We start from the raw sequence: 10,966 nt of genomic DNA on the forward strand, positions 1-10,966 counted from the left end.
GATTGGAGTTCAGCCGTGGCCGTCGCCTAGCATCACCCTCCCGGGCAAGCTTCGTTTGCACACGGGGCGTTCCGTTCGCAAAGGCTCTCGCGGCGGACGGTACCAGTGCGGCTCGCGCAAGGCAGGTGCGGCAGGCACCGGTCTAGGGAAACCAGTTCAGGAAGGCGGGGCTTCATGGCGGGCACCGACGGCGAGGATTTCAGCTTCAAGGGCTCGGACGGCGTGCTATACCACACGACGCCAGCGGATCTGAAGACCAAGGCTACGGACATTCGCAATACCGAGCAGACCGTTCAGGCGGAACTCGACGCGCTGAAGAACTACGTCATCGGCCTCGAGGCAAAGTGGAAGGGCGTTGCCTCCAACACGTTCCAGGAGCTCATGCAGGAGTGGGAGAGGTATGCGGCCCAGCTGCAGAACGCGCTCCTCGCCATTGCGAATGGCCTCAACGGGACCGCCGACAACTACCTGGGTTCCGAGCACTCGAACGTGGCGAACGTCAACCGCGTAAGCCTGCCGAAGGCCAACCTGGCCTGACGGCTCCGGACGCCGGAACGCCTGAACGTCGTACGCACACTTCTTGTCGGAGGAATCGAGATGCCCGATATCGAAAGCATTCCCATCTACGTCGGCCAGGGCCTGGAGACGGCGGGTAACGACCTCAACGCCTCGGCCCAGCACATCATGGGGGAGCTACACGCCCTGCAGGCCCGGATCCGTTCGCTGATCGACACGTGGAACGCCCAGTCCGCGACCGACTACCAGATGCGTATGCACGAGTGGGACATGGCCGCAGTCGGTCTCTTCGGCAGCGAGGAGGAGGACGGCGTGCTCGGTGAGATCGCCCACGTGATGCGCGTGAACTGGGGCAACTACGTCGGCGCCGAGGAAGCAAACATCAAGACGTGGAACTCCACGCACTGATCCCGGCAGAGCCGGCCCGTGGCCGACGCGTGACAAGGAAAACACCCAGTGGAAAATGAACGCTGCCATGTGACCGTGGTGGGAGCACGGCGGCGGGTGGACCTAGCGGTGCCCGTGGACGCGGCCATCGCCGAGTACACCCCGGCCTTGCTCAGGCTCGTGGGGCAGGTGGAATTCGATGACACCTTCCCTCCGGTCTGGTCGCTGGCGTTGCCCGGCGCGCCGCCGTTCGAGCCGGAGAGCACCCTACGGGAGTGCGGTGTCGCGGATGGCACCACGCTGTACTTGCGGGACGCGGCCGCGGGGGAGTTCGACGAGCCCGTGGTCACTGACCTCGAGGAGTCGGTCGACAAGGCCGGCGAGGACATCGCCGCGTGGGGCTGGCGGCCCCGCGCCTACACGACGCTGGTCCTCGGCATCCTGGGTCTCATCGGGGGCTTCGTGTCCCTGGTGTGGTCGGATGCGGCGGACACCGTCCGTCCGATCACCGGTCTCGGCGCGATGGTCGTCGCGTTCGCGCTGGCCCTGCTGACCTGGCACGCCTCCCGTCAGGGCTGGTCCCTTCCGCTGGGCCTGCGGCTGATCATGGCGTACTCCGCCGTTCCGCTGCTCGCTGTCGCAGCCGCGTCCTTGCCGGTGGCGGACGACACCGCCATCGGCCTGCTGCTGGCGCTGAGCGTGGGGGCTTTCCTCGGCGCGCTCACCAGCCTGCTCGCCATCCGTCACGCGACAACACTGATGGCGTTGGCGATCACCGGCATCACCCTCGTGCTGACCGCGTGCCTGATCCTCGGACGGGTCACGCCGCTGGAGGCCGCCGCGGTGGTGGGCGTCACGATGATGGGCGTGCTCGGCGTCGCGCCCAAGGTCGCCGGGCACTTGGCGGTGCTGGCGGGATCGACGGTCGGCGGCACCGACGCCTACGCCGACGAGGGCGATGTGCTGCACCTGGTCAAGCGGGGGCAGCGGCTGCTCATCGGAACGAATGTCCTCGGCTCCGCCGTTGCCGCCGCGTGCCTGGTGATCCTCGGCTCGGCGCACCAGCCCTTCGCTGTGGCCCTGGCCGGCTGCCTCGGCCTCGCCCTCATTCTGCGGTCGGGACGGCTGACGATGGCGGCGGCGGTCGTCCCGGTGGTGACCGCGGGAACCCTCGGCCTGGCCATCGCGGTGAGGTGCGCGCCCGGCAACTTCGGGGCGCCGGCCTGGGTTGGCCCCGCCGCGCTGCCCGGTGTGGCCGTTCTCGCGCTGGTGTTCGGCCTGAGCCGGGTGTTCCGCGTGGACGCCGAGGAGGAACGCCCTTCCTGGATCGACCCGCTCGCCGGGTTCTTTCTGGTGGTCTCCGTGCCGGTCGCGGTGGGCGTCTTCGACGTCTACGCGTCACTGCTGCACTCGGGGCAGACACCGTGACAGGGCCGGGGAACGGAGTGCGGCGCCGGTGAAGCGCAACGTCCTGCGGGTGGCGGACCGGGGCTGGGGTACGTACCGCACCGTCACGGCCGCCGTCCGGGCGGCCGTGGACGGCGCGGTGGTCCATGTCCAGCCGGGTGTCTACCGCGAGTCGCTGATCCTGGACCGCGACGTCACCGTCGTCGCGGAGAAGGGCCCGGGCACGGTGCACATCGCTGCCGTGCACGGGCCCGCGGTCAGCGTCAGCGGCGGCGCGCCCGTGCTGCGTGACGTCGCGATCGAGGCCGCGGCCGACCGCGGGCCCGCGGTGCTCATCGGCGGCGGCCGGCCGGTGTTCGAGAACTGCACGGTGTCCGGTGGCCGTGTCGAGATCGCCCGCGACGCCTCCGCAGAACTGCGCTCGTGCGTTGTCGAGGACTCCGACGGCTCCGGCGTCCACGTCACGGGCACGGCCGCAGCGGTCCTCGAGGACTGCGTGATCGCGTCGACGGCGGGGCACGGACTGACGCTGAGCGACGCCGCGAGGGCGGAGGTGCGGCGTACCACCGTCGAGCGTGTCACCGGGTGCGGCCTCGTGCTGACGGGAGAGTCGCAGGGCACCTTCGACGACTGCACGGTCCGGCACACCGGCGATGCGGCACTGATGGTGCTGGCTCCGGCGCGCCCCGTCCTGCGCGGCTGCCGCCTGCACGACACGAAGACACACGGGGTGCGGATCACTGACGCCCGTGACGTCGCCTCTGCTGTCCCTGAACCTGCAGCCGACGCAAACGCCGCGGCCGCCGGCCGTGAGGAGTTGCGGATCCGGCTGGAGAAGTGCGAGGTCTTCCGCACCGGGATGGAGGGCGTGCTGGCCTCGGGCACGGCCAAGCTGCGGCTGCACGACTGCCACATCCGGGAGACCGGCGGCGCAGGGGTGATCGCCGCAGGTACGGGCCGGGTGGACCTGGAACAGACGCGCGTGGTCGACGTGCCCGGGACCGGCCTGGCCGCCGTGGAGGGCGCCGAGTTGCAGGTACGCGGTGGCACGGTGGCCCGTACCGGGGCCAACGGCGTGCACGCGACGGGCCGGTGCACCGTCCGGCTGACCGAGTGCGAGATCTCCACCACTGCGTACACGGCACTGCACTTCGGCGGAAGCGTTCGCGTGGAACTGCGCTCCTGTACGGTGCGGGACAGCGCGCAGCACGGGATACGGGTGGAGGGCGCGGCGGACCTCACCGCCGAGGACATCCGGGTGGAGCGGACGCGGATGACGGGCGTCGACGTCAAGGACGCCGACGCGGTGCTGCGCCGGTGCGTGGTAGGCGAGGCAGAGACCGGCATCCGGCTGGACACCCGGCACCGCCCGCTTCTGGAAGGCTGCGAGGTGCTCCGGCCATCGAAGACGGGCATCGAGATCGCAGCGGGCACCGGCGCGGTGGTGCTCGGGGGGCGGGTCGACGGTTCGGGATCGGCCGGGGTCTTCCTCGACGAGCGTAGTGAGCCCTGGATCGAGGAGCTGACCGTCGCCGACGCCCAGGGCAGCGGACTGGTGATCTGGGCGGGGGCCCGGCCCAGGGTGCGGTCGGTGAGCATCGCGGGCGCCGCGAAGAACGGCGTGTACGCGGGCGACGGTGCCGAGGGGCTGCTGGAGGACTGTACGGTCTCGGCCACGGGCTATCCCGCGGTGTACGTGGGGACGAAGGCCTCCCCCGTGCTGCGCCGCCTCCTGGTTCACGACGCGGACGAGGACCTGTCGCAGGCCGACGGCGCGGCGGCCCGTTTCGAGCAGTGCCGGAGCAGGAACGTCAAGTCCGTCACCATGCCGACGACGGACGAGGGCGAAGTGGCCGCCGTGGTGGGGCTGACGGGTGCCCCGCGCGGCACGGGCGGCGGGCAGAGCGCCGAGGTGAGCATCCAGGAGGGGGCCGGCGAGGACCGCTTGCCGGAGCTGCTGTCCGAACTCGAGCAACTGGTGGGCCTGGAGAGCGTCAAGCGTGAAGTGGCCTCCATGGCCAAGCTGATGCAGATGGTCAAGCGGCGTCAGGAGGCGGGACTTCAGCCGCCGCCGCTGAGCCGGCACCTGATCTTCGCGGGCAATCCGGGCACGGGCAAGACGACGGTGGCGCGGTTGTACGGCCAGCTGCTCGCGGCGCTCGGGCTGCTGGCCAGCGGGCACCTGGTGGAGGCCGACCGCAGCGCGCTGGTGGGCGAGTACGTCGGCCACACCGGGCCGAAGACCACGGGGGTCTTCCGAAAGGCACTGGGCGGTGTGCTGTTCATCGACGAGGCGTACGCCCTGGTGCCGGCTGGGCAGAGCAACGACTTCGGGCAGGAGGCTGTCTCCACGCTGGTGAAGCTGATGGAGGACCATCGCGACGACGTGGTGGTGATCGCGGCCGGTTATCCGGTGGACATGGGGCGCTTCATCGACTCCAACCCGGGCCTGGCCTCGCGCTTCACCCGGACGCTGCGCTTCGACGACTACTCGTCGGCGGACCTGGTGCGGATCGTGGAGCACCAGGCGTCCCGGCACGATTACCGGCTCGGCGAGGAGACGTCGGTGGCGCTGCTGGCCCACTTCGACGCGATCGAGCGGACGGAGCGTTTCGGAAACGGGCGCACCGCCCGTCAGGCGTTCCAGCAGATGACCGAGCAGCACGCCATGCGAGTGGCTGACCTGGCCGATGCCGGTGACGAGGATTTGACGCTGCTGCTGCCGGCCGACGTGCCCGCGGTGGTCCTCTGATGGTCCGGCACCGCGGACACGCTGTCTCCTGCTCAGCCGGTGACCGGGCCAGGGGGCTCGGGGAAGCGCGACGCCCGGTCGACGCGGGCGTAGGACTGGCCCGCACTGTTGATCATGGCGATGTAGCTGCCGAGCAGCTCGAGGGCGTTGCTCTGCAGGGCCAGAGCCTTCTGCATCGCCGGGTTGATGTGCTGGGCGAACTCCTCGCCGATCTCGGCGAGCGTGCGCCGGTCGTTGTCGTCGGTCTCCTGCGGTCCAGGGGCCCAGTACCCACCCGGGGTCGGCGTGAAGCCCGTGTACTGACCCGAGGAGATGGGCGCGTCCGGGCGGGGAGGGCCCCAGAACTGGCCGTGCACCACGCCGTCGACCTTCTGACGGAGTGCCTCGTAGTTGAAGACGGCGTTGCGGCCCTGTGTCAGCAGGGTGTTCTCGGTCGCCCGTACCGTGGCCGCGTCGAAGGCGATCGGGCCGCTGTCCACCACGTCACTCGACGACTGGCCGTCCGTCGGGCCGGCCGGATCGAGGTTGAAGCTGGGAGGCGTGTCCCAGCCGACCGACATGGTGGGGACGAGGCTGCTGAAATCCTTTCCGGCATCCGGGTCTTCGACGCCGCCGTCGCCCCCTTCGGTGCCGCCGGAGTGATTCTGCTGGGGTTTGGGCATTCTCTTCTCCCGTTTGTGCGTCGGCCGACGGTGCAGGGCCGGTACTCCGATCGACATACGCCGATCCGGATCAGTTTGTCATACCGGAGTCCGGCGTTGAAACCCGGAGCCGGGATTCCGAGGAGCCCGACGACAACCCGCAACCTGCGGCCGGCGGGCAACGTAAAAGGAGTGTTGACTCATGGCGACGTCGCCAAGGGAGAATTTTACCGACGCCACCCGGATGGGAGCCCTCGTAACGGAGCCGTCGCCGCGCGCGGCACTGCAATCGGGCAAGGTCATGGTCGACGCAAGTCCGGCTGATACAAAAGAGAAGAACTCGGGCGGTGGGCACAACGATCCGGGGGGTCGTGGCGGATCGATGTCCCTGGACGAGTTCCATGTCGCGCTGGGTGAGCTCAGGCGGGCGATCGGTGTCGTGCGGGGGGAGAGCGAGCACATCTCGGGTCTGATCGGCCAGGTCGAGAGCCATTTCGAGGCGGCGCGCACCTCCTGGCAGACCCCGTCGGCGTCGTCGTTCGAAACGATGTCGAACTGGTTCTCCCGGGCTTCCCGTGAACTGGAGAATTTGCTGCGGGAGATGGCCAGCCGTATGCAGGTCGCCTACGACAACTACGCAGCCGCCGAGCACGCCAACACCCACAATTCGGGAGGCTGACCATGCCCGACAGCGTCGATTACGACATCAGCTCGATAAAGATCGACCCACAGGCGCTCGGCACGGAGGGCGAAAAAAAACTGATACCGCTCGCCAACGAAATCGGTGAAGCGGTCGAGCGGATCAACAACACCGCCGCTGCCCTCAAGCTGGGATGGGTGGCGCCCAGCGCCGAGGAGGCGCATGCATTCGGTGAGCGCTGGACGCGCGTGATGAAGCAGATGTTTGGCGAGAAGGACGGCCCGATCGGCGTTCTTCCCGCTCTCGCCGGGGGAATTCTAGGAACCGCCATCGGATTCAGCCACCTGGAACTCGAACTGGAAAAGGTATTCGGCGACTTCTCCAATGAACTCGCGGTTCCGTCCGGCGGCGACACCGGGCCGTCGGACCACACCGGACCGGACTTCCCCATCACTCAGGACTTCCCGAACTAAATGACCAGGACAGATTTTCACCGCCCGGCCAGGACGTTCCCGCCCTCGGTCCCGGAGCAGCAGGTCTCGCTGGCCGCGGCGCCGCAGAAGGCCCCGCAGAACCAGGCCCAGACCTGGCTGTACATGCTGCTCCCGCTGCTCAGCAGCATCAGCATGGCCGCCTACATGGTCACCTTCGGCAGGCCATGGATGATCATGCTCGGCATCGGATTCGTCGTCGTCTCCATCGGCGTCACGATCCTGGTCAGGATGCAGACCAAGAACGCCGGCCGGCGCACGCAGTTCCGCCAGCGCGACCGGTACTTCGAGTATCTCGGCGACATACGGCGTCAGGCGCGGGAGTCGTCGATGGCGCAACGCGCGGTCAGCGCTTTCGTGCACCCGAGCCCCCAACGGCTGTGGGCGATCGCCACCGCGGGGCCACGCCGGGTGTGGGAGCGCAGGCCCGCCGACCCGGACTTCATGAAGCTCCGGCTGGGGATCGGCCGCGGTACGCCGGCGCTGCGCATCGTCCTGAGCAGGCACAGCGATCCGACGACGGAGCACGACCCCGAGGCGCACCGCCGTGCCGAGAAGCTCGCCAACGACTTCGAGACCGTCGGCCTCCAGCCTGTCTGGGTCGATCTGGCGAACACCGGCGTCCTGACCCTGCTCGGCTCCGAGGGGCGCACCGAGGAGCTGGCCGGGGCGCTGCTCATGCAGCTCGCCGTCCTGCATGCTCCGGACGACGTCCAGGTAGCCGCTCTCACGGCGAGCGAGAGCCGCTCGTGGTTGTGGGTGAAATGGCTCCCGCACGCGCGCCAGCCCGGCCGGGGGGATTCCGTCCCCATGGTGGCGGAGAGCATGGACGGCCTCGCCGACCTGCTCCAGTCCCACGTCGACCGCGTGCGCGAGGAACGCACGGAACGCGCCGGTTCTCTGGGCCTTCGGCGTGAGGCCACGGCGTCCCGCCATCTCGTGGTGTTGTTCGACGGGTTCCGGCCGGGAGCGGACTGGGCGCGTTCGCCTCTGGTGGCGGACTTGCTGGCCGAGGCCGGTCCGGAAAGCGGCATCCACGTCGTCTGCCTGGTCGCGAAGGAGAGCGAGGAGCCCAGCCGGGTCGACGCGCGCGCCCGGGTGGACGCCGAGGGCGGCCTCAGCCTGGAGACGCGCCACCCTGCCCTGGTCCAGGCGGCAAAGGACGCGGTCGCGGACGTGTGCCCGCCGCGGCTCGGCGAGCAGACCGCCCGTGCGCTGGCGCCGCTGAGGCTGTCCGGCGAGCAGGAGCAGGTCCTCGCCCGCACCGTCGCACTGCCCGAGATGCTGGGCGTGACGGACCTCGGTTCGTTCGACCCCACCGAACTGTGGCGGGAGCCCGATGACGAGGCGCTGCTGCGGCTGCCGATCGGCTTCACGGGCGACGGCGCCCCGCTGGTCCTGGACCTCAAGGAGTCCGCGCTGGGCGGCATCGGCCCGCACGGGTTGGTCGTCGGCGCGACCGGTTCCGGCAAGAGCGAACTGCTGCGCACCCTCGTGACGGGTCTGACCATGACCCATGCCCCGGAGCACCTGAGCTTCGTGCTGGTCGACTTCAAGGGCGGCGCCACCTTCGCCGGCGTCACGGAACTGCCGCACGTGGCGGGCCTGATCACCAACCTTGCCGACGACCTGGCGATGGTGGACCGGGTCCGCACCGCGCTGCAGGGCGAACAGCAGCGCCGACAGCAAATGCTGCGCAGGGCGGGAAACGTGGACTCGGTCCGCGAGTACCAGATCCTGCAGTCCAACGGCGGCACCGATGTGGACGGCAGGCCCCTGGAGCCGATGCCGTATCTGATGATCGTCGTCGACGAGTTCGGTGAGCTCCTCGCCCAGCGGCCCGATTTCATCGAGCTGTTCGTGCAGATCGGACGGGTCGGCCGAAGCCTGGGCATGCATCTGCTGCTGGCGACCCAGCGGCTGGACGAGGGGCGCCTGCGCGGCCTGGAGTCGCATCTGTCGTACCGCATCTGCCTGCGCACCTTCAGCGCCCAGGAGAGCCGGGCCGTGATCGGGACGCCGGACGCCTACCGGTTGCCCTCGATCCCCGGCTCCGCGTACCTGAAGGTCGACGAGTCCGTCTACGAGCGCTTCCGCGTGGCGCACATCTCCGGCGCGTACAACGAGACGGACGACCACGAGCCGGCACCGGGGCCGCTCCCGGCCCCGGTGCCGTTCGGCCTGCGCACCGCCGAGGACGCCCAGGCGGAGGAGAACGACGAGGCCGAGCCTTCGGCGAGCCTTCCGCGGCCCCTGCCGGGCCGGCGCACCGAGATGCAGGTGGCCGTGGAGCAGGTGCGGGCACATGGCAGTCCCGTGCACCAGGTGTGGTTGCCGCCGCTGCCCGCGGCGGTCGAACTCGACTCGATGCTGGGCCCCGTCGGCACCGACGGCGAGCGCGGATTCCACTCCCAGATGTGGCCCCAGGGCGGCGGCCTTTCCTTCCCGATCGGCGTGGTGGACCTGCCTGCCCGGCAGGAGCAGCGCGCCATGCTGCTGGACCTGTCCGGCCAGCAGGGCCACCTGATCCTGGTAGGCGCGCCGCAGTCCGGCAAAAGCACCCTTCTGCGCTCCCTCATGGTGAGTGCGATGCTCACCCACACCCCCGACGAACTGCAGTTCCTCGGCGTCGACTTCGGCGGCGGCAGTCTCATCGGCCTGGAGCGGGCCCCGCACGTCTCGGGCATCACGACCCGGCACGACGAGGCGCGCACCCGGCGCGCTCTCTCGGCGGTCCGCCAGCTGGTGAACGACCGGGAGCAGCTGTTCCAGGAGCTGCGGATCGACTCCGCGGCGGACTTCCGCCGACTGCGTGACGAGAAGGCCCTGCCCGACGGCGTCAACGCCGCCGACGTCGTCTTCGTCGTCGACAACTGGGCGGGCCTGCGGTCGGCAATGGAGGAGGCCGAGGAGGTCGTACCTGACATCGCGGTGCGCGGCCTCAACGTGGGCGTGCACCTCGTACTGACCGCCAACCGCTGGGCGGAACTTCGGGCCAACCTGCGCGACACCATCACCGGCCGACTGGAACTGCGCCTCGCCGAGCCCGCGGAGTCGGAGATCTCCCGGCCGCTGGCCAGGCAGCTGCGGGCGTTCGTGGCCGGCCGAGGCCTCGTGGCGCCCGGCAGCTTCTTCCAGGCGGCGCTGCCGCGCCTGGACGGCACGGCGTCCACGGACAACCTCACCAAGGCGCAGGGGGCCGTGATCGACGAGTTGGTCGCCGGCTGGAAGGGCGCCGTCGCCCCGCCGTTGCGCGTGCTCACCGAACTCATCACGCCGGAGGAGCTGGACCGGGCCTGCCAGGCCCTGCCCGGGGGGGTCGAACAACTGCCCGCCGGCGCTGTGCCGATCGGGATCAGGGAATCCGACCTGGGGGCGGCGTTCCTCGATCTGGAGGCCGACGGACCGCACTTCCTGGTGTACGGCGACTCCGGTTCGGGCAAGACGGCGTTCCTGCGCTCGTGGATGCGCGCGATGGTCAAGCGCCGCTCTGCCTGGGACGTGCGGTTCATCGTCGTCGACTACCGGCGTGGACTGCTGGGCGCGGTGCCCGACGACTACGTCGGCGCGATGGCCGGGGATCCGGACGCGGCTGCCGTCTACGTGGAACAGGTCGTGGAGAAGCTCAAGGAGCGGATGCCGCCCCCGGGCATCACTTCGCGCGAGTTGAAGGAGCGCGACTGGTGGGCCGGGCCGGAGCTGTACCTGGTCGTGGACGACTACGACCTGGTGACCTCCGGCGGGGCGACCGGGCGCGGACCGCTAGCGGCCGTCGGCGACTACCTCACCCAGGCCGCCGAGATCGGCTTCCACGTGGTGCTGGCGCGCAGGAACGGGGGGTTGGGTCGCTCCCTCGCGGATCCGGTGGCCGGCCGCATCCGGGAACTCGGGTCGGGCGGTCTGATCCTGTCCGGCGATCCCCGTGAGGGAGCGGTGCTTCAGGACCAGCGGGCGCGGCGCCTCCCGCCCGGCCGCGGCATCGTCGTCTCCCGCCGCAGCGGCTCCTCCCTCGTCCAGACGGTCCACGACGCGGAGGACGACTAGCCGCGCGAACCGCTGCCCCGCCCTGCCCGCGCGACCCGTATCAGCCGACGCCACCTGAAGCGAATGACCGGCGGCGGCCCCTTCCTTG

At 70.0% G+C, this 10,966-nt stretch carries 8 protein-coding genes; 7 read left to right on the top strand and 1 reads right to left on the bottom strand.

The annotated features are described in order from the left end of the window. Positions 1 to 174: 174 nt before the first annotated feature. Genes ACSHXN_RS44540 through ACSHXN_RS44555 form a run of 4 tightly spaced genes read left to right on the top strand, consistent with a single transcriptional unit; the run spans position 175 to position 5,062 of the window. Positions 175 to 537 (top strand): WXG100 family type VII secretion target, encoded by a 363-nt coding sequence (locus ACSHXN_RS44540; protein ID WP_438306678.1) that lies wholly within the window; start codon positions 175 to 177, stop codon positions 535 to 537. A 60-nt stretch (positions 538 to 597) separates the two neighbouring features. Then, positions 598 to 924, top strand: a complete 327-nt coding sequence (locus ACSHXN_RS44545) for a WXG100 family type VII secretion target (RefSeq protein WP_438306679.1) — start codon at positions 598 to 600, stop codon at positions 922 to 924. A 48-nt stretch (positions 925 to 972) separates the two neighbouring features. Next, positions 973 to 2,331 carry a type VII secretion integral membrane protein EccD gene (gene eccD / locus ACSHXN_RS44550; protein WP_438306680.1) on the top strand — a complete coding sequence of 453 codons (1,359 nt, stop codon included), beginning with the start codon at positions 973 to 975 and terminating at the stop codon, positions 2,329 to 2,331. A gap of 28 nt (positions 2,332 to 2,359) precedes the next feature. Next, positions 2,360 to 5,062, top strand: a complete 2,703-nt coding sequence (locus ACSHXN_RS44555) for a right-handed parallel beta-helix repeat-containing protein (protein ID WP_438306681.1) — start codon at positions 2,360 to 2,362, stop codon at positions 5,060 to 5,062. Positions 5,063 to 5,094: 32 nt separating this feature from the next. On the opposite strand, the gene ACSHXN_RS44560 is transcribed toward ACSHXN_RS44555, so the two are convergent. After that, the gene (locus tag ACSHXN_RS44560) at positions 5,095 to 5,724 is read right to left on the bottom strand and encodes a hypothetical protein (RefSeq protein WP_438306682.1); all 630 of its coding nucleotides are present in this window, start codon (positions 5,722 to 5,724) and stop codon (positions 5,095 to 5,097) included. Between the two features lie 181 nt (positions 5,725 to 5,905). On the opposite strand from ACSHXN_RS44560, the gene ACSHXN_RS44565 reads away from it, so the two are divergent. Genes ACSHXN_RS44565 through eccCa form a run of 3 tightly spaced genes read left to right on the top strand, consistent with a single transcriptional unit; the run spans position 5,906 to position 10,878 of the window. Continuing rightward, on the top strand, positions 5,906 to 6,382 hold the full coding sequence (locus ACSHXN_RS44565; protein ID WP_438306683.1) for a WXG100 family type VII secretion target: 477 nt from the start codon (positions 5,906 to 5,908) through the stop codon (positions 6,380 to 6,382). Between the two features lie 2 nt (positions 6,383 to 6,384). Next, the gene (locus ACSHXN_RS44570; RefSeq protein ID WP_438306684.1) at positions 6,385 to 6,816 is read left to right on the top strand and encodes a hypothetical protein; all 432 of its coding nucleotides are present in this window, start codon (positions 6,385 to 6,387) and stop codon (positions 6,814 to 6,816) included. Then, positions 6,817 to 10,878, top strand: coding sequence for a type VII secretion protein EccCa (gene eccCa, locus ACSHXN_RS44575; protein WP_438306685.1), 4,062 nt, complete (start codon positions 6,817 to 6,819; stop codon positions 10,876 to 10,878). The last annotated feature ends 88 nt before the right edge of the window (positions 10,879 to 10,966 follow it).

The organism is Streptomyces sp. HUAS TT11, assembly GCF_051553595.1.
Classification (GTDB): Bacteria; Actinomycetota; Actinomycetes; order Streptomycetales; family Streptomycetaceae; genus Streptomyces.

What these genes read in the sequence shown, in the direction of transcription:
- ACSHXN_RS44565 (WP_438306683.1), top strand. Translation starts at nt 5,906, where the DNA reads ATGGCGACGTCGCCAAGGGAGAATTTTACCGACGCCACCCGGATGGGA.
- ACSHXN_RS44540 (WP_438306678.1), top strand. Translation starts at nt 175, where the DNA reads ATGGCGGGCACCGACGGCGAGGATTTCAGCTTCAAGGGCTCGGACGGC.
- ACSHXN_RS44570 (WP_438306684.1), top strand. Translation starts at nt 6,385, where the DNA reads ATGCCCGACAGCGTCGATTACGACATCAGCTCGATAAAGATCGACCCA.
- ACSHXN_RS44560 (WP_438306682.1), bottom strand. Translation starts at nt 5,724, where the DNA reads ATGCCCAAACCCCAGCAGAATCACTCCGGCGGCACCGAAGGGGGCGAC.
- eccCa (WP_438306685.1), top strand. Translation starts at nt 6,817, where the DNA reads ATGACCAGGACAGATTTTCACCGCCCGGCCAGGACGTTCCCGCCCTCG.
- ACSHXN_RS44545 (WP_438306679.1), top strand. Translation starts at nt 598, where the DNA reads ATGCCCGATATCGAAAGCATTCCCATCTACGTCGGCCAGGGCCTGGAG.